General features: G+C 43.4%; 24 protein-coding genes. 3 read left to right on the plus strand and 21 right to left on the minus strand.

Annotated features, from left to right (window positions below):
- Positions 1-393: 393 nt before the first annotated feature.
- From MHB56_RS01280 to pdhA, 8 genes are all read right to left on the minus strand, one after another.
- A complete protein-coding gene (locus MHB56_RS01280; protein ID WP_076130028.1) occupies positions 394-1,881 on the minus strand; it encodes a glutamate synthase subunit beta in 1,488 nt (495 codons plus the stop codon).
- A gap of 235 nt (positions 1,882-2,116) precedes the next feature.
- Positions 2,117-2,608, minus strand: coding sequence for a dihydrofolate reductase (locus tag MHB56_RS01285; protein WP_076130027.1), 492 nt, complete (start codon positions 2,606-2,608; stop codon positions 2,117-2,119).
- Positions 2,609-2,689: 81 nt separating this feature from the next.
- A complete protein-coding gene (locus MHB56_RS01290) occupies positions 2,690-3,670 on the minus strand; it encodes a thymidylate synthase (RefSeq protein ID WP_076184426.1) in 981 nt (326 codons plus the stop codon).
- 141 nt (positions 3,671-3,811) lie between these two features.
- Positions 3,812-4,786, minus strand: a complete 975-nt coding sequence (locus tag MHB56_RS01295) for a S66 family peptidase (protein ID WP_076302607.1) — start codon at positions 4,784-4,786, stop codon at positions 3,812-3,814.
- 152 nt (positions 4,787-4,938) lie between these two features.
- Positions 4,939-6,351, minus strand: a complete 1,413-nt coding sequence (lpdA, locus tag MHB56_RS01300; protein ID WP_036687684.1) for a dihydrolipoyl dehydrogenase — start codon at positions 6,349-6,351, stop codon at positions 4,939-4,941.
- A gap of 2 nt (positions 6,352-6,353) precedes the next feature.
- Positions 6,354-8,000, minus strand: a complete 1,647-nt coding sequence (locus MHB56_RS01305; protein ID WP_341143165.1) for a 2-oxo acid dehydrogenase subunit E2 — start codon at positions 7,998-8,000, stop codon at positions 6,354-6,356.
- 106 nt (positions 8,001-8,106) lie between these two features.
- Positions 8,107-9,084 (minus strand): alpha-ketoacid dehydrogenase subunit beta, encoded by a 978-nt coding sequence (locus MHB56_RS01310; RefSeq protein ID WP_038571553.1) that lies wholly within the window; start codon positions 9,082-9,084, stop codon positions 8,107-8,109.
- Positions 9,085-9,099: 15 nt separating this feature from the next.
- A complete protein-coding gene (gene pdhA / locus MHB56_RS01315) occupies positions 9,100-10,167 on the minus strand; it encodes a pyruvate dehydrogenase (acetyl-transferring) E1 component subunit alpha (protein WP_038571556.1) in 1,068 nt (355 codons plus the stop codon).
- Positions 10,168-10,432: 265 nt separating this feature from the next.
- Between pdhA and MHB56_RS01320 the strand changes: the two genes are divergently transcribed.
- Positions 10,433-11,164 carry an alpha/beta hydrolase gene (locus MHB56_RS01320; RefSeq protein ID WP_076184429.1) on the plus strand — a complete coding sequence of 244 codons (732 nt, stop codon included), beginning with the start codon at positions 10,433-10,435 and terminating at the stop codon, positions 11,162-11,164.
- Between the two features lie 137 nt (positions 11,165-11,301).
- On the opposite strand, the gene MHB56_RS01325 is transcribed toward MHB56_RS01320, so the two are convergent.
- Positions 11,302-11,766 carry a low molecular weight protein-tyrosine-phosphatase gene (locus tag MHB56_RS01325; RefSeq protein ID WP_076184504.1) on the minus strand — a complete coding sequence of 155 codons (465 nt, stop codon included), beginning with the start codon at positions 11,764-11,766 and terminating at the stop codon, positions 11,302-11,304.
- 165 nt (positions 11,767-11,931) lie between these two features.
- Between MHB56_RS01325 and MHB56_RS01330 the strand changes: the two genes are divergently transcribed.
- On the plus strand, positions 11,932-12,573 hold the full coding sequence (locus tag MHB56_RS01330) for a thiamine diphosphokinase (RefSeq protein ID WP_341143166.1): 642 nt from the start codon (positions 11,932-11,934) through the stop codon (positions 12,571-12,573).
- Positions 12,574-12,867: 294 nt separating this feature from the next.
- On the plus strand, positions 12,868-13,368 hold the full coding sequence (locus tag MHB56_RS01335; protein WP_076128433.1) for a C40 family peptidase: 501 nt from the start codon (positions 12,868-12,870) through the stop codon (positions 13,366-13,368).
- Positions 13,369-13,413: 45 nt separating this feature from the next.
- Here the strand turns inward: MHB56_RS01335 and MHB56_RS01340 are convergent, their stop codons facing one another.
- The 12 genes from MHB56_RS01340 to rnz all read right to left on the minus strand — a co-directional run bounded on the left by MHB56_RS01340 (position 13,414) and on the right by rnz (position 24,891).
- Positions 13,414-14,133 carry a response regulator transcription factor gene (locus MHB56_RS01340; RefSeq protein ID WP_076128431.1) on the minus strand — a complete coding sequence of 240 codons (720 nt, stop codon included), beginning with the start codon at positions 14,131-14,133 and terminating at the stop codon, positions 13,414-13,416.
- Positions 14,134-14,249: 116 nt separating this feature from the next.
- On the minus strand, positions 14,250-15,290 hold the full coding sequence (locus MHB56_RS01345) for a ThiF family adenylyltransferase (RefSeq protein WP_341143167.1): 1,041 nt from the start codon (positions 15,288-15,290) through the stop codon (positions 14,250-14,252).
- 73 nt (positions 15,291-15,363) lie between these two features.
- On the minus strand, positions 15,364-16,917 hold the full coding sequence (locus MHB56_RS01350; RefSeq protein ID WP_036687697.1) for an ABC-F family ATP-binding cassette domain-containing protein: 1,554 nt from the start codon (positions 16,915-16,917) through the stop codon (positions 15,364-15,366).
- Between the two features lie 114 nt (positions 16,918-17,031).
- The gene (locus MHB56_RS01355; RefSeq protein ID WP_341143168.1) at positions 17,032-18,525 is read right to left on the minus strand and encodes a serine/threonine protein kinase; all 1,494 of its coding nucleotides are present in this window, start codon (positions 18,523-18,525) and stop codon (positions 17,032-17,034) included.
- Positions 18,526-18,649: 124 nt separating this feature from the next.
- Positions 18,650-19,666 (minus strand): SAM-dependent methyltransferase, encoded by a 1,017-nt coding sequence (locus MHB56_RS01360; RefSeq protein ID WP_076184506.1) that lies wholly within the window; start codon positions 19,664-19,666, stop codon positions 18,650-18,652.
- A 47-nt stretch (positions 19,667-19,713) separates the two neighbouring features.
- A complete protein-coding gene (locus tag MHB56_RS01365) occupies positions 19,714-20,499 on the minus strand; it encodes an ABC transporter ATP-binding protein (protein WP_282579836.1) in 786 nt (261 codons plus the stop codon).
- On the minus strand, positions 20,496-20,819 hold the full coding sequence (locus MHB56_RS01370) for a thioredoxin family protein (RefSeq protein ID WP_341143169.1): 324 nt from the start codon (positions 20,817-20,819) through the stop codon (positions 20,496-20,498). Before MHB56_RS01370 ends, MHB56_RS01365 begins: the two co-directional genes overlap by 4 nt.
- Positions 20,816-21,160: a cyclic-phosphate processing receiver domain-containing protein gene (locus MHB56_RS01375; RefSeq protein WP_076184432.1), complete on the minus strand. Its 345-nt coding sequence runs from the start codon at positions 21,158-21,160 to the stop codon at positions 20,816-20,818. The genes MHB56_RS01370 and MHB56_RS01375 overlap by 4 nt, the downstream gene beginning before the upstream one ends.
- Positions 21,157-22,020 carry a deoxyribonuclease IV gene (locus MHB56_RS01380; RefSeq protein ID WP_341144354.1) on the minus strand — a complete coding sequence of 288 codons (864 nt, stop codon included), beginning with the start codon at positions 22,018-22,020 and terminating at the stop codon, positions 21,157-21,159. The genes MHB56_RS01375 and MHB56_RS01380 overlap by 4 nt, the downstream gene beginning before the upstream one ends.
- On the minus strand, positions 22,010-22,825 hold the full coding sequence (locus MHB56_RS01385) for an Fpg/Nei family DNA glycosylase (RefSeq protein WP_076133771.1): 816 nt from the start codon (positions 22,823-22,825) through the stop codon (positions 22,010-22,012). Before MHB56_RS01385 ends, MHB56_RS01380 begins: the two co-directional genes overlap by 11 nt.
- A gap of 45 nt (positions 22,826-22,870) precedes the next feature.
- The gene (locus tag MHB56_RS01390; protein WP_341143170.1) at positions 22,871-23,659 is read right to left on the minus strand and encodes a TIGR01457 family HAD-type hydrolase; all 789 of its coding nucleotides are present in this window, start codon (positions 23,657-23,659) and stop codon (positions 22,871-22,873) included.
- A 293-nt stretch (positions 23,660-23,952) separates the two neighbouring features.
- Positions 23,953-24,891: a ribonuclease Z gene (gene rnz / locus MHB56_RS01395; RefSeq protein WP_341143171.1), complete on the minus strand. Its 939-nt coding sequence runs from the start codon at positions 24,889-24,891 to the stop codon at positions 23,953-23,955.
- Positions 24,892-24,910: the final 19 nt, after the last annotated feature.

Genomic DNA, 24,910 nt, shown 5'->3' on the forward strand with positions numbered 1-24,910 from the left:
CCCTCCCTAAAAAATGAACGCTCTAAACGCAAAAAGACACATTCGTCAGGGACGAATGTGTCGTGATACCACCCTTATTTAACCGCCAGCCCGTACATAGTCTACACTTGATTTGGCGATCCTCGATCGAATAACGGCCGATTCCGGCAGCGGTTATAAGCTGCAGCTACCCAGGCAGGATACCATCCACACGTATTTGAGGAACCTTTCAGCCGGTGAGTTCCCTCTCTGTTCTAACGCTACTAGGATCGTAAGTCCTTGGTCAATGCTTTTGTCATTTAAATATTGTATTAAATCTATATGAAAATAATATTTCCGTCAAGCGTCGGCTCCAAAAAGAAGCCGCTTCTCCAGCAGGTAAACTGCTTTTGAAACGGCTTCTTGAATTAATGCCTAGACAAGAACGCTTGAGCCCATCAGGTATTTATCCACTTCACGTGCAGCTTCGCGACCTTCGTTGATGGCCCAGACCACCAAGCTTTGACCACGACGCATATCGCCCGCAGCAAACACTTTATCCACATTCGTATTGAATTTGCCGTAACGTGCTTTCACATTGGTACGACGATCAGTCTCCAGGTTAAGCTCCTCAACAATATCTTGCTCCGGTCCATCGAAACCAATAGCGATGAGAGCGAGTTGAGCAGGATATACAGCTTCCGTTCCAGGAACGGGCTGGTAGATTTTACGACCTGTCTCATCCACGATCCGGCGGATCTGCACCGTATGAAGCTCCTTCAAGTTCCCCTCTTCATCCCCAACAAATTTAGTGGTCATGATAGAGAATTCACGCGGATCATCGCCAAAAATAGCTTTCGCTTCTTCTTGCGCATAATCCAAGCTGTACACATTCGGAAATTGTGGCCAAGGATTAGCAATCGGATCCCGTTGCAGAGGCGCTTTTTCATGTGTACCAAATTGAGTGATACTGCCGCAGCCATGACGAAGCGCTGTGGCAACACAGTCAGATCCTGTATCCCCGCCACCCAAGACGATTACATCTTTACCTTCAGCGGATACATAGTTACCATCCTCCAGATTGGAATTCAAGTAACTCTTGATCGTGCCATTTAAATAATCCATGGCATACATAACGCCCTTAAGCTCACTGCCTTCAATGTTGAAACGGCGTGCTTTAGTAGCTCCACCACACAGAACGACCGCATCATACTCATCAACAAGCTGCTGAGCCGGAATGTCTTTACCAATCTCAGTGTTCACTACGAAGTTAATCCCTTCAGCAGCCAGCAAATCTACACGACGTTGTACAACTTTTTTATCAAGCTTCATAGTAGGTATTCCATATGTCAGCAGTCCGCCAATGCGGTCACTGCGCTCAAATACAGTTACAGAATGTCCAGCCTTGTTAAGCTGTGCTGCTGCGGCAAGTCCAGCAGGTCCAGAGCCTACGATTGCAATTTTTTTGCCAGTCCGTTTCTCCGGAGGATTAGGTACAACCCAGCCCTCTTCAAAACCCTTATCAACGATCGCAAGTTCAATTGTTTTGATGGTTACCGGCTGTCCGATCAAGCCCACTGTGCAAGAGCCTTCACAGGGAGCGGGACAAATACTGCCTGTGAATTCAGGAAAGTTGTTTGTCTTATGCAGACGTTCCAGTGCTTCTTTCCAGAGTCCACGATACACCAAGTTATTCCATTCCGGAATTAAATTGTGTACTGGACAACCTGAGGTCCCGCCAGCCATATCAATACCTGTATGGCAATAGGGGGTTCCGCAATCCATACAACGTGCGCCCTGTGTCCGAAGCTCGTCCTCGGATAAATGATGGTGGAATTCTTCCCAGTCCTTTACCCGCTGCTCAGGATCCCGATCACCTGGGAGCTGCCGTTTATACTCCATAAAACCTGTAGGTGTAGACATGTTTACGTTTCCCCCATCCGTTCTCTTCGTGTTGAAGTATAGTACATTGTAGCATATTGCGGCTTCGTATGGTTGTCAGCAACGCAATGAAGTACCTGCACATTCTATTCTATACCTATACATAATCATTTCTAATTTTAATTATAGTAACATTCATCACTTTTGCACAGTAATGGATAAATCTACTGATTATTTGTACTATTTCACATGTTATGTCAGAGAAAACGTTTTATTGCTATTCCGTACGTTCATAAACAAGGAAACGGTAATCATACGGATTCTTCTCATCACGAATTCCCTTGATATTGGAGACCTCTTTCCACATCCTCCAGTCAATCTCAGGAAACCGGGTATCTCCTTCAAAATCCTGTTCGATCTGCGTCAACATCAACTTGTCAGCATACGGCAACATCAACCGGTAAATTTCCGCACCACCGATTACCATCAGCTCATCTTCTTTTCTACCCTCACTGAGAGCCTCTTCAAGCGTGTGTAGAACCTCTGCACCTTCAGCTGAATAATCAGTATCCCTAGTTAGAATTAGGCTCGTTCTGCCCTTCAAGGGCTTGCCTCCGAGCGAATCCCATGTTTTGCGGCCCATTAGCATTCTTTTGCCCAATGTTTCTGCTTTGAAATAAGCAAAATCCAGCGGCAAATGCCAAGGCATATCGTTATCTTTTCCTATGACATGATTGGCACCCATTGCCCATATTAAGCTAATACTCATGAAGTTCTCTCCTTCCTCCATACTAAAGTAAAAAACTATATTGCCAAAAATTATATTTGCGAATCTTCATTTACAATTACGTTATACTGCGATCGGCGCTTTTATCGAAGGATGCGGATTGTACCCCTCAATGACCAGATCTTCCAGTTCAATATCAAAAATTGATTTCTTCTGTGAATTAATAACCAGTGTAGGTAATGCTCTTAATTCTCTTGATAATTGCTCTTTCACTTGCTCAACATGGTTTGAATAGATATGCGCATCACTAATGCTGTATACAAACTCGCCTACTTCTAGCCCACATTCGTATGCGATTAAATGTGTAAGTAAGGAGTAAGATGGAATATTGAAGTTTGCCCCGAGAAAAGAGTCCGCACTGCGTTGCAGCAAGTGACAGCTTAGTTTACCATTTGCAACGTAGAACTGGAACATAACGTGGCAGGGCGGTAACGCTGCTTTGCTTCCTTTCGTCCCAGCATTTATAACATCTTCCGGGTTCCATGCGCTGACAATTAAACGCCGAGAATCAGGATTTGTTTTGATCTGATGAATAACGTCTTGTAATTGGTCAATTGATTCGCCAGTTGAAGATGTCCAATTCCGCCATTGCTTACCGTAAACGTTTCCTAGCTCGCCATATTTCGCAGCAAACTCATCATCTTCTAAGACACGATCACAGAATGCTTTCATCTCTGCTTGATATAATTGATTAAAATCTTCATCAACTAAACAACGATTCCCGAAGTCTGTCATATCCGGGCCTGCATATTCGTCCGATTCAACCCATCTTTTAAAAGCCCATTCATCCCAAATATGATTATTATTTTTCAATAAATAACGAATGTTGGTATCGCCTTTAATAAACCACAATAACTCACTTGCAATTAAGCGAAACGGTGTACGTTTTGTTGTAAACAGCGGGAAGCCTTTTGATAAATCAAATCGCATCTGATAACCAAATACACTTATTGTACCAGTTCCTGTACGATCTTCTTTTTTCACACCATGATCCAAAATATATTGTAAAAAATTCAAATAGGTTTGTTCTAACTCATTCGTCAATGTATTGCACCTCCGTAATATTTCACCTCATATATTATATCTGAAAAATCCGATTTTTGTAGAAGGTAAGATAATTTTTAAATATATTTAATAATCGGGTTACCTATTCAATTATAAAGGATTGATTCAGCAATTGTATCTCTACTCCGCTATCCTAAGCTCCACTCTTGCCCCATAAGCCCGAAGGCTTGCTTGTCCACCCACAGGAAAGGTAATCATCGGCGATGTATGTCCAAAGTCCACGTCTGCAATCACAGGAATATCGGATAATTCTTCTTTTGAGCGGATAATTGTGGTCAGCAGCTTCATGGACATACGTGATTCTTTTTGGAATCTGCCGATCACCAACCCTTTGGCCTCTTCAAACTCAGGCTGATGAATTAGGGATTGCAGATCTCGATCAAAGGTTGCAGGTGCTGACTCATAATCATCCTCAATGAACAAGATAGAATTTTTTAAACTTGGCATATACTCTGTTCCCTGCAAAAGATTTAAAGTGCATAAATTGCCACCAATAATCGTTCCTTTCGCTTCCCCATCATTGATAATGAACGGACCTTCATTTTTAATAAATATCCGGTTTTCCTGATCCAGATACCACTCATCATCACTCCAATGCCTGGAAGGCTGCACTAGAATTTCTTTATTGTCCATCATCAGCTTGCGGAAATATTCGATGGTATATTCATTATCGTGGAGCATCGCAAATGTGGAAAAATGCGGTCCGGAGTATGTAACTAATCCTGTCTGAGCATAAATCGCATTACTTAGTGCAGTAATATCCGAATAACCACATAAACGCTTTGGATTCTCTGCAATGATTGAATAATCTATATAACGCAGGAGCTGGTTACTATTGAAGCCCCCAATGGTCGTTAATATTCCTTTCACTTTGGGGTCTAAAAAAGCTTCGTGCAAATCCTCAATTCTCGAATCAATAGAAGAGGAAACAAAATCATCCGTCTCAAAAGAATTTGTTGAAATGGATATCCGAAAACCTAACCGTTCAAGCTGCTCTTTAGCGATTTTCCTTTGCTGAGCATCGATTAATGACAAACTTCTGGAAGGAGAGATAATACGCAGCTCATCTCCAGGCTTTAATTTATCAGCTCTCATCATTGAACCTCCCTATATTTATAAAATACAGATTAAGTAATTGCTCTTCCTCCCAGTATATCTCTTTTCAAAAAAGTGGAAAACACAAAAAAAGGCGGAACGCATTTGCGTCCGCCTTTCTGTTGCCTGCTAGAGCAATTTTTGGAGAAAAATTATTTCATTACATGAATTGGGTGACCTTCAACCAATTCAGCAGCTTCCATGACGATTTCGCCAAGGGTTGGATGCGCATGAATAGTCAAAGCGATATCTTCAAGCGTTGCGCCCATTTCGATTGCCAAACCAAGTTCAGCGATCAAGTTAGAAGCTTCGATACCAACGATTTGAGCTCCCAGTACCAAATTGTTCTCGGAGTTAGCAACAATTTTGATGAAGCCTTCTGGGCTGTTCAAAGATACTGCGCGACCATTTCCTGCGAATGGGAATTTGCCGCTTTTCACTTTGTAGCCTTTGTCTTTTGCTTCTTTTTCAGTCAAACCAACGCTTGAACACTCAGGATCTGTAAATACAACAGCTGGGATGACTTTGTAGTCAACAACAGATGTAAGTCCTGCAATTGCTTCAGCAGCGATTTTACCTTCGTAAGAAGCCTTGTGAGCCAAAGCAAGACCTGGAACAACGTCGCCGATAGCGAAGATGGTAGGAATGCTTGTGCGTCCTTGGTGATCAACTTTGATCAATCCGCGCTCGTCGAGCTCAAGACCGATCAGATCCAGACCAAGTTCACCGTCAGTGTTAGGACGACGACCTACAGTTACAAGCAAGTAATCTGCTGTAACTTCTTTGGACTCGCCACCAACAGAGTATTTCACGGTTACTTCTTTGTCGTTCTGAACAGCACTTTCAGCTTTAGCGTTAGTTACGATTTCGATGCCAGTTTTAGCCATGTTTTTCGCAACAAGACGAGTCATATCTTTATCGAAGCCTGGAAGTACAGTATCCAAACCTTCGATAATTGTTACTTTAGTGCCAAATTTAGAGTACATTTGACCAAGCTCGGCACCGATGTATCCACCACCGATTACGATCATGCTCTTCGGAATTTCTGGAAGTTCCAGAGCTTCAGTCGAAGACAGAATACGTCCGCCGAATGGGAAAGGTTTAAGTTCAATTGGACGGGAACCTGTAGCAATGATGCAGTGTTTGAAGCGGTAACGTGGAGATTCATGATCATTGAACACACGTGCTTCTGTGTCGCTGATAAACATGCACTCGCCGTTAAATACTTCAATTTTGTTGCCCTTCATCAAGCTAGTCACACCGCTAGTCATTTTTTTAACTACGCTGTTCTTGAATTCTTGAGTTTTGGCAAAATCCACTTTAACATTCTCAGCTGTAACGCCGAAAACTTCACCATGCTGTGCGGATTCAAATTGATGCGCAGCAGCGATCAAGGCTTTAGAAGGAATACATCCACGGTTCAAACATACACCGCCGAGTTCCGATTTATCCACGATGAGGACTTTTTGGCCGAGCTGGGCGGCACGAATTGCCGCCACATACCCACCAGGACCTGCACCAATGACCAATGTATCAATATCTAGTGAAGCGTCTCCTACTACCATAATTATACCTCCATAACCAGCAGCTCAGGATTATTGAGCAGCGATTTAATGTAGTTCATAAAGTTTTGAGCAGTCGCACCATCGATAATACGGTGGTCAAAGCTGAGTGACAACGCCATTACTGGAGCAACTACGATTTCACCATTTTTCACAACTGCTTTTTCACTGATACGGCCAGTTCCGAGGATAGCCACTTCAGGGAAGTTGATGATTGGAGTAAAGAACATACCGCCAGCAGAACCGATGTTACTGATAGAGATCGTGCTGCCCTTCATTTCGTTAGCAGACAATTTACCGTCACGGCCACGAACGGCCAAGTCAGTGATGCTGCTAGCAATCATCCAAATGCTCTTACGGTCAGCGTCTTTGATAACTGGAACGATCAAACCGTTTGGTGTATCAGTAGCGATACCGATATTGTAGTATTTCTTGTAGACAATTTCGCCTGCTTCTTCATCAATCATAGCATTGAGTGCTGGGAATTGACGGGAAGCTGCAACAAGTGCCTTAACGATGAATGGAAGGTAAGTAACCTTAACGCCTTTTTTCTCAGCAATAGGTTTCATACGTGTACGGAATGCTACCAGTTCAGTAACATCTACTTCATCCATGATGGTTACGTGTGGAGCAGTGTAAGCCGATTTAACCATTGCGTTGGAGATCGCCTTACGAATACCCTTGAATGGTACACGTTCTTCTTCAAGACTAACGTTACCGCTAGCTGCTGCAGTTGCTGCTTTAGCTTCGGTTTTAGCAGCCTTAGGAGCTTCAGACGACGCTGCTGCTGCAGGAGCTGCTGGTGTAGAACCACCTTTCAAGAAGGCTTCTACGTCTTCACGAGTGATTTTACCACCTTTACCAGTTCCGTTCACTTTGGAAATATCCACTTTTTGCTCACGAGCAAATTTGCGAACGCTTGGTGTAGCCAAAACATCGCGGTCAGGAGCTGGTGTTACACTTGCAGATCCGCCTTCTTTAGCATCAGCAGGGCTTGTTGCTGCAGGGGAAGAAGTAGTGTTTGCACTTCCTTTTGCTGCATCGGCTTCAGCAGATGCATGACCTTCTTGTTCAGGAACGTCGCCTTCAGCAGCGATAATAGCTACAACTTCGCCTACGCGGCAAACTTGGCCATCTTTAGTCAGAACTTCCAATACAGTACCATTCACTGGACATGGAACCTCAACTACCGCCTTGTCATTTTGAACTTCCATGATGATGTCATCATCCGTTACCTTGTCACCGGCTTTGATATGCATTTTGATGATTTCACCTTCATGCAGACCTTCACCCAGCTCAGGGAAGCGATATTCAAAATTCGATGCTTTGTTAGATGCTGGAGCAGCTGGTGCAGCTGGCGCTTGAGCAGCAGGAGCTTCAGTAGCAGCACCCTCTTGATCAGGCACGTCACCTTCTGCTTCGATAATAGCCACTACTTCACCGACACGGCATACTTGACCGTCTTTTGTCAGAACTTCCAATACAGTACCGTTTACTGGACAAGGCACCTCAACTACCGCCTTGTCATTTTGAACTTCCATTACGATATCATCATCCGTTACCTTGTCACCGGCTTTGATATGCATTTTGATGATTTCACCTTCATGCAGACCTTCACCTAGTTCAGGAAATCGGTATTCAAACTTTGCCACTTTGAAAACCTCCTCGTGAAATTGGGACTAACCTTATGATTTAAACTTTATAAGATGAAACAACGTTGTCATCCATATGGATGACAACTGTTTCTCGTAAAAATATTTAGAATTCCAAAACTTTCTTCACGCCTGCAATAATACGTGCAGGGTTTGGAAGCCATGTATCTTCTATTTGTGCGAATGGATACACAGTATCAGGACCTGCGATACGAAGCACAGGTGCTTCCAAGTGCAGTAGTGCTTTTTCATTGATTTGTGCGATAACTTCAGCAGCTACACCCGCACTCTTTTGTGCTTCTTGCACCACGATAGCACGGTTAGTCTTCTTCACAGACGCTACAATAGTATCGATGTCGATTGGACTTACAGTACGAAGGTCGATAATTTCAACATTAACGCCTTCTTTTTCGAGTTGCTCGGCTGCTTTGGTAGCTGTATGTACCATCAGCCCGTAAGTAATGATCGAAACGTCAGAACCTTCACGTACTACGTTCGCTTTACCAAGTTCAACTGTATATTCACCTTCTGGCACTTCAGCACGGAATGCATGATAAAGGTTCAAGTGCTCCATGAAGAAGACAGGGTCATTGTCGCGGATAGACGCGATTAGAAGTCCCTTCGCATCATATGGGTTTGAAGGAATTACAACTTTAATCCCTGGGCTTTGTGCGATCAAACCTTCGAGTGAGTCAGTGTGAAGCTCAGCAGCCTTAACTCCGCCACCAAAAGGAGTACGGAATACTACTGGAGCGTTATATTTACCGCCAGAACGCCAGCGCAAACGTGCTGCTTGAACAACGATTTGATCCAGTGCTTCAAAGATAAAACCTACGAATTGAATTTCAGCAATCGGACGGAAGCCTTGTACACCAAGACCAAATGCCAGACCGCCGATAGCGGACTCAGCTAGTGGTGTATCAAAAATACGATCTTCGCCAAATTCCTTTTGCAGACCTTCAGTTACACGGAAAACGCCACCTACATTACCAACATCCTCTCCGAAGATAAGAACGTTAGGGTCACGATTCAGTTCAACGCGCATCGCGTCGCGAATCGCTTCTTTCATATTCATTTGTGCCATTGCCTGATATCCCCCTTATTCAAAATCGGCTTTTTGCTCTTCCAGATGTTTAGGTGTTACTTCGAACATACTGTCGATCAAGCCAGGTATTGTCATTTTTTCGGTTTGTTCAGCTTTTTTGATCTGCTCGTTAACAGTAGCTTTCGCTTCATCTTTCACGCGCAGTGTATCTTCTTCAGTCCAAAGACCTTTCTTCTCCAAATACTTGGCAAGACGGGCGATTGGATCCTTTTCACTCCATTGTCCTTCTTCTTCTTTCGAACGATATTTACTTGCATCGTCAGAAAGGGAGTGTGGACGGAAACGGTAAGTTACAGCTTCGATCAATGTAGCACCTTCGCCGTTGCGTGCACGTTCTGCAGCATCACGTACAGCACTGATTACTGCAAAGATGTCCATACCGTCAACCTTAATCCCTGGAATACCAGCTGCAACCGCTTTGTGAGCGATCGATTTGGAAGCCGTTTGTTTAGCGAACGGAGTCGTAATCGCATAACCGTTGTTTTGAACAAAGAAGATTACAGGCAGTTTAAAACGACCAGCAAAGTTCAAGCCTTCGTAGAAGTCACCTTCTGAAGAACCGCCATCACCAGTGTAAGTAATTGCAACATTCTTTTGTTTTTTCAATTTGAAGCCCATAGCAATACCAGTAGCGTGCAGGATTTGCGCACCAATGATAATTTGTGGCATCAATACATTAACCCCATCAGGAATAGCTCCACCATGTTGGTGACCGCGGGAATATAAGAAAGCTTGGTACAATGGAAGTCCGTGCCATACTAGCTGCGGAATATCACGGTAGCCTGGGCATAAGAAGTCTTCTTTCTCCAAAGCGAACTCACTACCAATCATGGTAGCTTCTTGACCGGATACCGGTGCGTAGAAACCAAGGCGACCTTGACGGCCAAGGTTTACTGCACGATCATCCCAAGTACGGGTAAATACCATACGATACATAATTTCTTTCAGTTGATCGTCGGTTAAATCGGGCATCTTATCCTTATTGATAATTTCTCCATCCGGGGAAAGTACCGATAGAGCCTCGACGTCCTCTGTATACACTTCATAAGGAACTTTACTCATTATCTTCACCTCAATAAAAAAATTTGAATATCAGCTGCCTCTGTTATAATATTATTATACACCTGTTTAGTTACTTTCGTCAAAGAAATACTTATAAAATTTATATTCCTTCAAATTTTGTATGTATAACAGGTGAGGAAATTTTATATAACAGTTTAACACTTTTCCAACAAGTAAATGATTAATAACACAGTTACACATTTAATAATTTTAGCGTAACCCTGTGTGTATTGCAAAATTCGACAAGAAAGGTGACGTGACAACGATGAGCGATTCTGTTTTTCTGAAACGCACAATTGTAAAAGAAACGCTTTGGAGTGAACATCTGCAGGAGGAACGTAAATTACGTATCTATCTGCCCCCAGGCTACAATGAAGTTCTGAGTTACCCCGTGGTGTACTGCCAAGACGGAGAAGAATTTTTCAACTTTGGACGCATTGCTACACTTGCTGGACAACTTATTATAGAAGAAGATGTCGAGCCCTTCATTATCGTTGGTGTAGAAGTTAACGTCGCTGTTCGGACTCAAGAATACGCTCCGTTCGGCAGCCGATTCAAACAGTACCTATCTTGCTTTTCCGAAGAGATTATTCCCTTCATTGAAAAAAATTATCCCGTACGCCGTACACCCGACGAACGAATCTTAGCCGGCGATTCTCTTGGAGGCAGCGTCTCCCTCCATCTGGCACTTGCTTATCCAGCTATCTTCACACGTATCATCAGCCTATCCGGTGCATTCTATCCCGAATCACAAGCCATGCTGGCTAAAGAGGAAGATCTCTCCTGGCTTAATATTAATATGGTCGTTGGACTGCAGGAAACAGATTACCAGACTGATACTGGGACCTATGATTTTGTTCAGATGAACAGAGAAACTAAAGCTTTGCTTGAAGCACGTGGAGCTACCGTATCCTACCGCGAGAAAGACGGTCGTCATCTCTGGGGCTTTTGGCAAAAGGAACTCCCTGAATCTCTACTCTATTTTTTAAACACATAATGCCATATTGATAGAAGCAAAAAATGAACATCTAAAGAACGTATGTAGATTTCAGCCGTGTTTACGCTTACAGTTTAATCCAGCAAATTTCCTTAAATTACTTTAATACTAATCAGAGAGGCTGGAACCCAACCGGGTTACAGCTTTTCTCTTATCACCATTTCTAGCAACACGTCACAGCCTGCATTGATCAAATCATATACCTGTTCAAAATTACCTGTAAAATAAGGGTCTGGTACTTCTCTCAATTCTTCCTCAGGCAATAAATCCATGAAGAACAAAAGCTTAGCCTCTTCCCCACCAGGAACCTTTCGAACATTCTCTCCATTAGACTTGTCCATGCAGACGATATAATCAAACTTCTGAAAATCCTCGCTACTGACCAAACGCGCTGCCATATTTGCATAACTAATCTTGTTTTGATCAAGTATACGTCTAGTCCCTTCATGCGGTTCCTTACCTATATGCCAATCTCCAGTTCCCGCAGAGTCAACCAGAATCTTATGTGAAAGCTCTCGTTCATCAATCTTATGGCGCAGAACGGCCTCCGCCATTGGTGAGCGACAAATATTACCCAGACAAACAAATAGCACGTTTACGATTTCATTCACCTCCCAATTGTTAAAAGATTAGTAAATATGAATTTATGCACATAAAAAATCGCACACTATCATTTTAGCGTTGTCATGGTCAATTGTGCAACTTTTCGATCTGCATTATACTGGGACAGGATAACCAACTAGAGTTTTAGAGGAGGAATGGATGTTATGCCATCCAAACGAGTCGTTATTTTTGCCGGTGGAGAACTATCTCCGGATTATTTCGCTCTATTAGATGAAGAAGATTTTATTATCGGTGCGGACCGGGGTGCATTATTCCTCATCTCACATGGATATATACCAGATATTGCGGTAGGTGATTTTGATTCTGTATCGCCTGAGGCTTTTCAGGATATTCAATCCAAAAGTAAAAAAACAATCACTTGTGACGCCGTGAACAAGGATGTAACCGACAGTGAGATGGCACTCGATATTGCAATGAATCAGCAACCTGATTCTATTTTACTATTAGGAGTTACAGGCACTCGAATTGACCACTCTTTAGCCAGCATTCAAATGATGACAAGGGCTCTGCAACGGCAAATCAATTGCTACGTGATGGATTCTAATAACTATGTGACACTTACCGGATCCCAAACAGTCATTGAAGATTTGGGCTACACCTATGTATCTTTGCTTCCATTAACTCCTGAAGTAACAGGGATTACATTAGAAGGATTTCAATATCCTTTGAATGATGCTACTTTAAAGCTAGGGCAATCTCTAGGTGTAAGCAACAAACTGATTTCCTCCACTGGAACAGTTAGAATACGTAGTGGATTATTGCTGATTATTCAGAGCAAAGACTAAATACATAGTGATATAGAAACATCCTTGTAACTTTTGTTTCAAAATTAAAAAGCCGTTAAATCCTTTATATATCAAGGGGTTTACGGCTTATTTTATTGCTCAAAATATCAAGTTATTAATTTTTTGTAACTTTTAATGAATTTTTAATAAAACGTTTACAACCCAGGCCCAGCCTCACTTTATTGCTGCTCTACCAAATTTTATGACATAGATAACCTGCTATACTACGAATCAGGCAAGCAAGACAAGCCAAGCAAGACAGATTGATATACTAACTTTGGAGGTACTTACAACATGAATAAACAACAATGGATAAAAAAAGCGATTGTTATAGGAATGGTTACTACAATGGGCTTAGGAACAATGATGGCAACTGGTGTAGGTGCAACTAAAGTTGAAGCCGCTACGGTGTCCAAAGGACAAAGCGTTGTCAATTTCGGAAAAAACTTTATGGGAACTCCATACAAATTCGGAGCCTCTACTTCTACTACTAAGGTTTTTGACTGCTCTTCCTTTATGAAACATATCTTTAATAAATATAATGTATCATTACCCCGCACAGCTGCGGCTCAATCAAAAGTAGGAACTGCTGTATCCAAAGCTAACCTTCGTGTCGGCGATCTTGTATTCTTCTCCAGCGGCAGCAGAGCAACTGGTAAAAATGTAACTCACGTAGCTGTTTACGCTGGAAACGGTAAAATTCTGCACACTTACGGTAAACCAGGTGTTACGGTTTCTGATCTTAATTCTGGTACATGGAAAAAGACTTATCTAAAGGCTCGCCGCGTACTGTAAACAACAGCTCTATAGTAGAGTCTTTTCTATAAAAGAGAATTAGTCTCAGGATGTGGTGCTGCCTTCGGGCACCCTCATTACATATCCTGTTCCGCGAACAGTATGAATCAACTTGTTCCGGTACCCTTTATCAATTTTTAAGCGGATATGCCTGATGTATACATCTACAACATTGGTATCTGCATGGAATTGATATCCCCATACTTGTTTGAGTATTTCCTCGCGGGAACATATAATCCCTCGATTCGCAGCGAGATAATATAGAAGATCGAATTCTTTATGCGTCATCTTAAGCTCGATCCCTTCACGGGTGACCAGCCTGCGGCTGGGATCGAGCATTAAACCATCTACCTTTAACAGATGTTTTAAATTTCGACGCCGACCCGTGAGGGTTAATAAATTTAGAATTCTACATTTAAATTCACCGGTATGTAGTGGTTTTGTCATGAAATCATTCCCTCCGGCTAAAAAGGCCGCAACTGCTCCGTTACCAGATAATTCTTCGGAAATCACCATGACCGGAAGAATCATTCCCTCATCTCTTACTGCGGAAATGATTTTCCATCCTTCCCATGTTCCCACCTCGCCTAAATCAGCAAGCAGTAATACCGGTTCTACTTCAGAAATGGATAAGCGAAGATCTTCGGGATCTTCGCTTTTTGTTATTTGCAGACCGATATCATTAAACACTTTCGCAATAGCGTCTAGTTCTTCCTCTCCTCTTCCGTTTCCCGCAGACATGTACCATATCATTTGCTCACTCACGAAGATCCCCCGTATCCATCAGACATGCATCAGCATCCCATTAATAGATATAGAATCCCCGGAAAACAAAGAGACCATTCCTATGAAATGGTCTGAGGATCTGTTTATTATGCTTTTTATCCAAAATATCGATGATAAAAGCTACGGGCAGCGGCAATATCCTTCGTTCCATGGATCAATGCCCGGCCATCTGCGAAGATCACCATCCGGTAAGGACCTTCCTTAAAGGAAATTAGATAAGGATTGCTCTCTACCTCACCGTCTCCTAAACGAGACAGACGACTGGCTGTTTCCTGCAAGTTAAGTTTCTGCGGCCGGGCAGGGCGGATCTGTACGGTATCCCTGCCACAAAGCACATCACTTCGTTCCGTATTTAAGGCTGTTAGATAAGGGTAGATCGGATGAGTCCCACAAGAAGGACAATTCTCCTTTTTAGCACTTTTCACGCCAATTTCTTGATGTTCATTACGCCATACATCGAAAGTCAGCAGTTTATTCCGTAATTGGTCCTTATGGTTACCGAGAAGCTTTAACGCCTCAGCTGTAGCATTTGCAGTGACCAATTGTACGGCCTGGGGAAGAATACCCGCTGTATCACAGGTATCTCCCCCTAGTGGAACTGTACCTAAAAGACAATGAAGACATGGCGTTTCTCCAGGCAAAATCGTATATGTAATTCCATAGCTTCCTACACAAGCTCCATAAATCCAAGGGATATTATTCTTTTGGGCAATATCATTAATGATGAGACGTGTATCGAAATTATCAGTCCCATCCATAATCAGGTCCACCCCTGAGATGAGTCCTTCCAGCTCTTCCTTCCGCACATCCATAACATGCGCTTCTATGACAACCTCAGAATTAATCTGCTGCAGTCTGTTCTGGGCTGCAATGGCTTTTGGAGCTCGCTCCTGCGCATCCATCTCGGTATATAGCTGTTGGCGCTGCAGGTTACTCCACTCTACATAATCGCGGTCAACGATAAGAACATGCCCAACCCCACAGCGGACTAATGTCTCTGCAATCCCTGTACCTAACGCACCCGCACCAACTACAAGCACTTTTGAATTTGCGAGACCCTGCTGTCCTTCAGTTCCAAACGGCGCGAAACGTATCTGTCGTGAGTATCGATCTTCTCGCCCAGCGTTATGAAACATACATTATCTCCTCCCCATATCCAAAAAGCGGAGAACAGCAGGATGTCTGCTATTCTCCGGATTTATGATTATTCTATACCTGTACAGCTGACCACTGCTCAACATCCCAAATTTTCGTAACCCAATCTTCATAAAAATCAGGTTCATGAGATACAAGCAGGACTGTGCCTTTATATTCTTGCAAAGCGCGCTTCAACTCTGCTTTAGCAATAACGTCAAGGTGATTGGTAGGTTCATCGAACAGTACCCAGTTGCTTTCGCGCATCAAAAGCTTACAAAGTCGCACTTTCGCTTGCTCCCCACCACTCAGCATACTAAGCGGACGTGTAATATGTTCATTTTTTAGGCCACAGCGTGCCAGATGCCCACGAACTTCGTTCTGAGTTAAACTGGAGAATTCATTCCAGACATCCTCAATGGGTGTAAGACTAGCTGCTTTCACTTCTTGTTGGAAATATGCAGGGTTCAGATAATCCCCAAGATAGGTTTTGCCGCTGTATGTTGGGATCACTCCCAGAATTGTCTTCAGCAGTGTCGATTTACCCACACCATTGCAGCCAACAATAGCAATCTTCTCTCCACGTTCAATGACCATGTTTAGCTGTGGCAGCAGCGGACGATCATAACCAATCTCAAAATCAATTCCTTCGAAGACGGTTTTGCCGCTTGCCCGGCTCTCTTTAAACTTAAAGGTCGGCTTAGCAGCTTCTTCAGGACGATCAATTCGGTCCATACGATCAAGCTGCTTCTCACGGCTTTTTGCCCGGCCTGAAGTTGAAGCACGCGCTTTATTCCGCTGGATGAAGTCCTCTTGTTTTTTGATAAAATCTTGTTGCTTCTCATAGGCATCGATATGCTGGTTTTTATTCATCTCCGCCATATCGAGGAATTTCTCATAGTTCGCCGTGTAACGGGTCAATTTACCGAACTCTAAGTGATAAACGACATTAACGACTTTATTCATAAACTCAGTGTCATGGGAAATCAATATAAATGCATATGGGTACTGTTTCAAATAGTTGGTCAGCCAATCGATATGCTCAACATCCAAATAGTTGGTAGGCTCATCAAGCAATAGTACATTGGGTTTCTCCAGTAGCAGCTTCGCCAGCAGCACTTTGGTTCTTTGACCACCGCTGAGAGAAGCAACATCACGATCTAGCCCAATCACGGACAGGCCTAAACCATTGGCCATTTCCTCTACTTTTACATCAATCAGATAGAAATCTCCGATATCCAGTTGTTCCTGAATGTCTCCCATCTGCTCCAGTAGTACTTCTAGTTCCTCAGGCGAAGCATCACCCATCTGCTCTGTGATCTTCAGCATTTCCTGCTCCAACTCAAGCAGTGGCAAAAAAGCGTCCTTTAGAACATCGCGAATCGTTTTGCCCGGTGTAAGAATCGTATGTTGGTCCAAATAACCGTAACGCACCCGAGGGGTCCACTCTACTTTACCATTATCCTTCAAAAGCTTTCCTGTCAAAATGTTCATTAGCGTCGATTTACCAACGCCATTTGCTCCAACAATTCCAACATGTTCTCCTGGTAACAACCGGAAAGACACGTTCTTGAACAATGTCCGATCCCCAAAATTGTGGGAAACGTCTTCTACAGTAAGTAAACTCATAAATTCTCCGCAAGCTCCTGTCTATACTTAAATAATGCGTAAATCAAATCACGTATAAATATATATTTTATCACACTTTAGCGGAACACTGAATTAAATGTTAGTCCCAATAGCCTATCTTAAGAAAAAACCACGGCGTTTTCCATCGTTTCGTTCGCCCTTAATGTCCCCTAACAGCTCAGCAATTACATCTGCCAACTTCCCTTTTTGTAAAAATGGATCTTGTTGACATGGTAAATTATAAACCCTATCTATACCTAAAGAATTTCGCAACAGTTCAACAGATTGGTGTTCAGCAAGTGGTAAACCCACTCTCCATTCCCGTTCAGGCTGCAGCCCCCTTCTCCTAATCCATAATAAAGATTCCTCCAATCGCCAATCGGCGCCAGAAGCAATTAGAATGGGAATATCGCTATGCTTGATTTCTTCCAGCGCTCCATCAAATCCACCCGTGCCCAGATCTAAGACAACAAATTGATAAGCTCCTCTCATAAGCTCTGCTACATCCCCATGGTGAGGTCGCTTCCAGTAATGAACCTTCCTCCAAGAAAATACAGACTCAGAGCTCTCATCAGGAACTGAAGCGCTCTGCACATCAACCATATTGTGCATGCGCTCATAAACCGATGAATCCGGTGATAGATCAACCCAAGCTGTTGAACCGATCTGTGCCAGATAACTGCTAATTGCAAATGAAGTATGTGTTGTTCCAAGTCCCGGCCCTACTCCAAGTAAGGCGATCACTTTAGCCTTCCGTTTATCAACCACTAGGGGCACAGACACTGCTAAAGAATTACCTTCATCCATATCATTCTCCACATGAACCAGTGCTTGAATAACAGCTGTTGCGTCCTGATATCTTTCCTCCGGATGTGGCCGTAATAAACGTCTAATTATAGGAATAAAAGCTGCGGGAACATGGTCACGCAACTTATTTTCCATTCCAGACTCCCAGTGGCTGCATAAGCCTCCGGTAGCCATATACAAAAGTAACGCACCAAGACCATATAAATCAGAAACCGGCTGACTCTGCCCATTCCCATACTGCTCAGGAGCCGCAAACCCAACTGTACCAAGCTTCACCGTATCTTCAACGATTCCTTTTCTATAATTCCGAGCGATTCCGAAGTCGATTAACATCAATTCTTTTTGCTTAGTTAACATAAGATTGGAGGGCTTTAAATCACGATAAACAATGGGCGGATGATGACCATGCAAATATTGCAGGACTTCTAAAAGCTGTTTAGCTATTTGTAGGATGAATTCACAAGGCAATGGTCCGGGATTATCCTTCATCAGCTGACTTAAAGTTATCCCTTCAATATAATCCATAACTAAATAAGAATACCCTTCTTGATCCGAAAGATAGTAATCAACAATACGGGGAAGCCGCGGGTGATCCAGACACATTAGCATCTCCGCTTCAGCTTTAATGTCTGAAGGCATCTCATCTGAGCTTACACTTTCTTTTACAGCCCAACGTCTCCCCTTTAAACGCAGATCCTCCGCAAGATAAACAATACTCATTCCACCTGTTCCAATCTGATCAATAATTCTGTATCTGGCGTCCATTATCTGCCCTACCCCAAGCTTCGATGCAAAATCCACCTGAACTTCCCCCTTTTTCACATAAAAAAAAGAGAAAGCTTCCGCCATTAACGTTGTTACCGCAGATTACGATAACGTTAATAACGGGATGCTTTCCCTTAAGATTTTTAAATTAGAATCTAACTTAGTATTTAATCATATAAAGTGTTATTTCATCACGATTATGAAACAGCTGCTTGGCCCGTTGAATCTGCATACGTTCGCCCTCAAACATTGCGATGATCTCTTTGATCATCGCTAGAGGTTTCTTATGCATCAGCTTTACGGTCACAATCGCTGTTCCGCCTGGGGACAGGCTGTGCAGCAGCCCGGTTACAAGCTTCGCCATCAGCTTAGGACTCCAGCTCATATCACATACAAGCAGATCAAATTCATTATCGCGGAATTTCACTTCTCCGGCATTTTTGCGCAGGATCTTCAGACCCGGGTAATTACGCAGCGATTCATGCATCAAAGCAGGGTCAACCGCTGTTACCTTCATTCCACGCTCCAGCAAGAAAGAAGTCCAGCCCCCTGGAGAGGCACCGATATCAAGCGCATTACGGAAGCTGTAAAAAGGAATAGCGAACTCCTTCTCCGCTTCCATCAGCTTGAACTTAGCACGTGAGATTTGTCCGTCTTCCTTGCGGAAACGGATTGCACCGCCATTCCAACCGGATAGATTCTCTTCTGGTCTGGACACTCCTGCATATAAGGCATTCCCGTCTGCGTAGACAGAAATGACCCATGCCGGATCTTGTACTGTAAATTCTGCACCCAAGCTCTGCAATTGCTCCTGCAGCCATTCACGAAGTTCGCCCGGACTTTCCTGCCAGAAGGAAGGATCCCCTTTACGAACATTTAAGGATACTTTCTCCCCCTCTAGTTCACTGCGGCGGCTTAAATAAACAGCCAAACGCTGCAGCGCATCCATGGTTCCTTCATCCTGAAACTGCACAGGCTGTATATGACGAAGGAAAATGGGCAGATTCTGTGTGAGCAATCGTGATACTTCCTCGGGTTCAGACTGCAAGGTGGCTAGAAAGATTTCTCCCGGCAGCAGCAGCGTACTCTTCACTGCGCCGAACAAGCGCCGAAGCTCTTCCTGAGCATATGGCGCAAAGCCGTGATTAGCTGTACAAATATATCGGGAGTACACCATTTCTTCCGGAGCAGTGGTCTGCTCTTCGTTATCATGTCTTAATTCGTTCAAATCGTTTTGCCTCCAGGTCTAATTTTAATCCAGGGACGACCGCTATCCCATTCTACATCAACAGGAATATCATAGGTGGCCAAGATCATTTCTTTGGTTAATACTTCTTCTTTCGGTCCGGAACCAGCTAGCTTACCGTCGCGAATTAAAGCAACATGTGTAAAAAGCGGGACAATTTCTTCCACATGATGAGTTACATATACAACGGAGACATTACGTTGTCTCAGCTTGTCTACTTCAGCCAGCATTTTTTCTCTTTCGTACAGATCAAGACCTGCACAAGGCTCGTCCATAATCAGTAGTTTGGGGTCAGCCATAAGACATCTTGCCAGCATTGCTTTTTTTCGCTCTCCCTGTGACAAGGTTCCAAAAGGATGAAGTGCCATATTGCCCAGATTCATATCCTCTAGCAAGCGGATTGCCTTCTCCTTCACTTCGTGTGGAATGCTCTCGTAGAAACGCAAATAAGCGTAAGCTCCTGTAGCTACAACCTCCCACACCGGATCATTTAAAGACATTTTCTCCATTAAGGAAGGACCAATATAACCAATCTCTTTACGAACCTCGCGTAAATCACATTGACCATATTTATTCCCCAATACCTCAACAGTTCCTTTGCTAGGGAATAAATAACCTGTCATAATCTCCAAAATTGTTGTTTTGCCCGAACCATTTCGTCCCAAAATGACCCAGTTTTCGCCTTCCTTCACTTCTAACGATACATCGTCCAAGATTAGGCTTTCTTCTCTGCGCAGAGATAAATGTTGTAATGAAATGATCATGATATAACACTCCTTATGTATTCCAGAATCCGCTCAACTGAAACCATTGAATAATAAATATGCGGATTCTCTATCCGGTCAGCAGAAGCCACAAGTAGAGCAGGGACACTGGTAATCCGGTATTGTTGGACCAGATTAGGCAACATGTTCACATTTCCGGCAACCATTTGGAGTTCAGCAGGCAATAGATGTGCCGCTACTTCTAACATGCGTTCTGTAGCCTTACAGGTACCACACAGCGGAGTATGCAAAAATACTACCAGCGGTTCTCCAGGTCTCGTGAGTATCTCCAGTAAATCCGCTTCATTCATTCCCTTCATTTCAGACCCGTCTCCCCAGCGATATCATAAAGCTTATCAGAACTTAGGGGACCATTAAACAAGATCATCCCCTCAGGTTTAGCCGCGTATAAGATTTCATACATTTCTTTTCTCCCTAAAACACTGGAGGTGTGTAGATAGATTTCACGGGGGTACAGTCCTTCCAGAACAATCCGTCTAGCCACTTCCCCACCAGAATAATCATCCGGTCCCATATCATAATCTAACGATAAAATACCAACCTCACACTCACGCAACATCAGAAGACATTCTTCTGTTGTCCTGGCTAAAGCAAATCCAAGCGGACCTTTACGGAGATCGTCCATATAGATATGAGTCACTTTCTAGCCCCCGCTTCAAACCAACTGCGAACAGTAGCTATTTCATTCCGATGACTGCCATCTGGACCCTTTTCAGTTTCCAAAACAACAGATTTTTTACGTAATGGATCAGAAGTTATTAAGCGCTTAAGACCCTCTTCGCCGATATAACCTTTTCCTATTCCAGCATGCCGGTCCCGTCTCGAATCAAAGGGAAACTTAGAATCATTTAGATGAACAGCTACAAGATGCGGCCAAAATCCAAGCTGGTTTCCTCGTTCAAGCAAGTCTTCCGTATGCTCAGGATTCCAAATTCCCGCCGCAAAAGCATGACAGGTATCCAGACAAAATCCAATCTTCTCGGGAAACTGGCTAAGCTCACGAACCTTCACCAATTCTTCAAGTGTAATCCCTTCGGTACCATGGTTGCCCGCTTGATTCTCGATTAGCAGCTTGGCGTTACCTTCCCATGACTCCAGCGTCTCATTCATACATTGTATAATATTTTGATAGCCTTGTAACGGCTCCATTCCAGCAAAATGTCCAAAATGAACAACAATGCCTAAGGAACCGCAGGCTTCAGCAATTTCCAGATCATTAAGTAGGGAGTCTACATACACCTTTCGCGGGGTAGCGTCATCCCTATTCGCAGCCATATTGATTGCATAAGGGGTGTGGGCGATAGAGGTGATCCCTTTTTCTTGGCAAAAGAGTGCACAATCCCTTGTATCTCGAATATCAACCGTCTTTAACTTCAGACTGCGCGGATTTTTCGGAAAATATTGAAAACTTGTTGCACCGCTCTCCCAAGCAAATCGGGCAGCTCTCCCATATCCACCACGAATGCTGACATGAGCCCCTATTTTGGGTTTAAGCTTCATGCTGACAGTCTGGGCAATAAAATACTTTGCGTCCAGACAGCTCTGTTTTGATAATCGTTCCCCCATCGCGTAGGCAGGGTTCACCCTCACGGTCATAGACTTTACATTGGTCATTATAAGAACCCGTAACCGTATCACCGGTCATAAAAGGCATTTCCATGTATCCGCCAATCTCTGTCGCATCAGTTAATACTTTTTGAATGCTTTGATACAGGCGGGAAATGGCTTCCGGTGATAAATTCTGCACTAAAACTGAAGGCAGAAGCCCTGCGTCAAAAGCAATCTCATCCGCATAACAATTTCCAATACCCGCCATTACATGCTGATTCACTAACAGACTTTTTAACGCACCACGCCGCCCTTTTAATATTCCTGCAAAACGTTCCGGCGTCATCCGTCGATCCAACAGCTCAGGTCCAAGCTTACCCATCGTTGCTTCGCTTTCCTTCACGGATACTAAATGTAAGAACCCTAACCGCAGGCCCATAAAATAAAGGATCTGATCACCAAATGCGATTTCTACTTGCGTATTACGATCCGGCCGTTCTTCTTCTGAACCATAAAAAAGCAATCCACCCAGCATTAAATGCAATAGTAATCTTCGTCCATCATGGAGATGAAACAAAATATACTTGGCGCGCCGCTCTACAAAAACAACACGCGCACCGATCAAGGCATTAATGAAAGCTTCTGTTTCCATGTTAATTGTTTTTTCTCTGTTCACAATTACATTAGTTATCGGAACATTTATAATACGCTGGCTAAGCAGCTGTCTATAATTCTCCATTTCCGGCAATTCTGGCATACTCATCGTCCCCTCTAAGTTGGTGAAGTAATAAGACCCTAGCTATTATACACCGAGAAACATTTTAAGTTCAGCTAAATCGGCACATATTTCATCGGGAGTGATCCCTGTGATGCTTTTATAGTGCTCCAGATTCTCTGTAGTGGTTAAACCGGTAAGAACAAGGATTGTACGACAGCCCGCATTAACACCCGCAGCGATATCCGTACGCATATTATCCCCAACAACAGCAGCATGTTCAGGTTGAATGTTCAGAAGATCTGTCGCATATTTGATCAGGTGGGATTCTGGCTTACCGATCACTACTGGCTTCACTCCACTGGCAGCCTCAATTGCTGCACCAATCGTACCCGCACCCGGCATAACCCCATCATCTGATGGTAACATTAAATCTGGATTGGTGAGCACAAAATTTGCCCCGCTCAAAATCCAACGCGAAGCTTGAGCTAACGAAGCATAATTAAAAGAACGATCGATACCTTGCACCACATAATCAGGGGATTCTGTGACGATTTGGAGCCCTGCCTCAACGCAAGCCATACGCAGTCCCTCTTCTCCAAGTATCGCCACTGTAGCCCCAGGTGATTCCTCAGCTATGTAACGTGCGGCTGCCATAGAAGAGGTACATACCTCCTCAGCTTTCGCCTCAATTCCCATTCCACTTAAGTGGGCAGCAACGTTAGCTGCCGTACGCGATGAGTTATTAGTAACAAATAAAAAAGGGATATCCGCTTCACGAAGAGCTTTTATCAGCAGATCAGCACCGGGAATCATTTTATGCCCATGGTACAATGTACCATCTAGATCAATCAATAATCCTTCAATTTGTTCCATCACTAACCCCTCAGTTTCCACAATAAATTTAATTAATATAATAAATAAATAATAGTATTAACAAACTCGTAGCCTTTGCCCTGCTTGGATTTACAGAAAAACTCAATCCCTTTAGGTGGAAGATATCACCTACTGATTTTCGGCAATATGTCCAGCCATTCGTTCGTCTTTTACTCCGTGATTACTTTAAATCTAACACACTTCGTCGAATGAAATCGAACAACCGTCCCATCCAGCATTTTTTAGCATAGCACTGTCATTTCCTGCGCTTTCCCGGAAAATAATCATTCCCCCTATTGCCCATTTAGTCTGCGAGGTACCGGATATGCATTAAATTCCTCAGCTAATAATGTCTCTGGGAATAGGAGTCCAGCTTCCTCAAGCAAAGGAATTAACTCTTCATGCGAGCTGTAACGAGAACTGAAATGAGTCAGCAACAGCTGTCCTGCTTTGGCTTCTTTTGCTAACTCTGCAGCCTGACGGGCTGTACTATGATGATATTGATACGCCATGTCAGCCAGATCATGGGCGAAGGTTGCTTCATGAACGATAAGGTCTGCATTAAGAGAGAGTTCTAAGGCTCCCGAACAAGGTCTTGTATCTCCAAGGATAGTAACAATACGTCCTCGTTTGGGTTCCCTGACAACATCAACAGCACAGATTCGTACACCTTCATCCGTAACAACATCTTCACCTTTTTTTAATTTCCCATAAATCGGTCCCGGTTTTAAACCATAACTCTTAAGCAATTCCGTATTGAGGCTTCCGGGACTATCCTTTTCCGTTACCCGGTAGCCATAGCTGTCAATCCGGTGCTCAAGTAATGCAGCCTCAACTTTAAAGCTATCATCCTCGAATATAATTCCTCCTGTATGCTCTACAATCTCAATCTTATAAGGAATTCGGGATTGGCTCACAGCTAAGGAGATCTCTAAGTAAGCTTTTAATCCAGGGGGTCCGTACACCGTTAACGGCGCTGTCCCTCCCTGATAACCACGACTTGATAATAGACCTGGAAGACCAAATAGGTGATCACCATGCAAGTGGGTAATGAATAGCTTTTCCAGCTTTCCTAGCCGAATCGGTGAACGAAGAACCTGATGTTGTGTACCTTCCCCACAATCGAACATCCAAATACTGCGACGTTCTTCCAGCAGTCTTAATGTAACGGACGTTACATTGCGTTGTAGCGTTGGCACACCTGCATTAGTACCTAAAAAATATAAATCCATTCTTTTTCCTCCCTTCTGC

It is taken from the genome of Paenibacillus sp. FSL H8-0315, assembly GCF_038005365.1.
Taxonomy (GTDB): domain Bacteria; phylum Bacillota; class Bacilli; order Paenibacillales; family Paenibacillaceae; genus Paenibacillus_AQ; species Paenibacillus_AQ odorifer.

Excerpts from the sequence above, each read along its gene's own strand:
- MHB56_RS01370 (WP_341143169.1), bottom strand. The coding sequence starts at position 20,819 with ATGAAGGGAATGAATGAAGCGGATTTACTGGAGATACTCACGAGACCT.
- MHB56_RS01360 (WP_076184506.1), bottom strand. The coding sequence starts at position 19,666 with ATGGTGTACTCCCGATATATTTGTACAGCTAATCACGGCTTTGCGCCA.
- MHB56_RS01385 (WP_076133771.1), bottom strand. The coding sequence starts at position 22,825 with ATGCCAGAATTGCCGGAAATGGAGAATTATAGACAGCTGCTTAGCCAG.
- MHB56_RS01295 (WP_076302607.1), bottom strand. The coding sequence starts at position 4,786 with ATGAGAGCTGATAAATTAAAGCCTGGAGATGAGCTGCGTATTATCTCT.
- rnz (WP_341143171.1), bottom strand. The coding sequence starts at position 24,891 with ATGGATTTATATTTTTTAGGTACTAATGCAGGTGTGCCAACGCTACAA.
- lpdA (WP_036687684.1), bottom strand. The coding sequence starts at position 6,351 with ATGGTAGTAGGAGACGCTTCACTAGATATTGATACATTGGTCATTGGT.
- MHB56_RS01380 (WP_341144354.1), bottom strand. The coding sequence starts at position 22,020 with ATGAAGCTTAAACCCAAAATAGGGGCTCATGTCAGCATTCGTGGTGGA.
- MHB56_RS01280 (WP_076130028.1), bottom strand. The coding sequence starts at position 1,881 with ATGTCTACACCTACAGGTTTTATGGAGTATAAACGGCAGCTCCCAGGT.
- MHB56_RS01390 (WP_341143170.1), bottom strand. The coding sequence starts at position 23,659 with ATGGAACAAATTGAAGGATTATTGATTGATCTAGATGGTACATTGTAC.
- pdhA (WP_038571556.1), bottom strand. The coding sequence starts at position 10,167 with ATGAGTAAAGTTCCTTATGAAGTGTATACAGAGGACGTCGAGGCTCTA.
- MHB56_RS01330 (WP_341143166.1), top strand. The coding sequence starts at position 11,932 with ATGCCATCCAAACGAGTCGTTATTTTTGCCGGTGGAGAACTATCTCCG.
- MHB56_RS01345 (WP_341143167.1), bottom strand. The coding sequence starts at position 15,290 with ATGTTTCATAACGCTGGGCGAGAAGATCGATACTCACGACAGATACGT.
- MHB56_RS01285 (WP_076130027.1), bottom strand. The coding sequence starts at position 2,608 with ATGAGTATTAGCTTAATATGGGCAATGGGTGCCAATCATGTCATAGGA.
- MHB56_RS01310 (WP_038571553.1), bottom strand. The coding sequence starts at position 9,084 with ATGGCACAAATGAATATGAAAGAAGCGATTCGCGACGCGATGCGCGTT.
- MHB56_RS01320 (WP_076184429.1), top strand. The coding sequence starts at position 10,433 with ATGAGCGATTCTGTTTTTCTGAAACGCACAATTGTAAAAGAAACGCTT.
- MHB56_RS01350 (WP_036687697.1), bottom strand. The coding sequence starts at position 16,917 with ATGAGTTTACTTACTGTAGAAGACGTTTCCCACAATTTTGGGGATCGG.
- MHB56_RS01365 (WP_282579836.1), bottom strand. The coding sequence starts at position 20,499 with ATGATCATTTCATTACAACATTTATCTCTGCGCAGAGAAGAAAGCCTA.
- MHB56_RS01335 (WP_076128433.1), top strand. The coding sequence starts at position 12,868 with ATGAATAAACAACAATGGATAAAAAAAGCGATTGTTATAGGAATGGTT.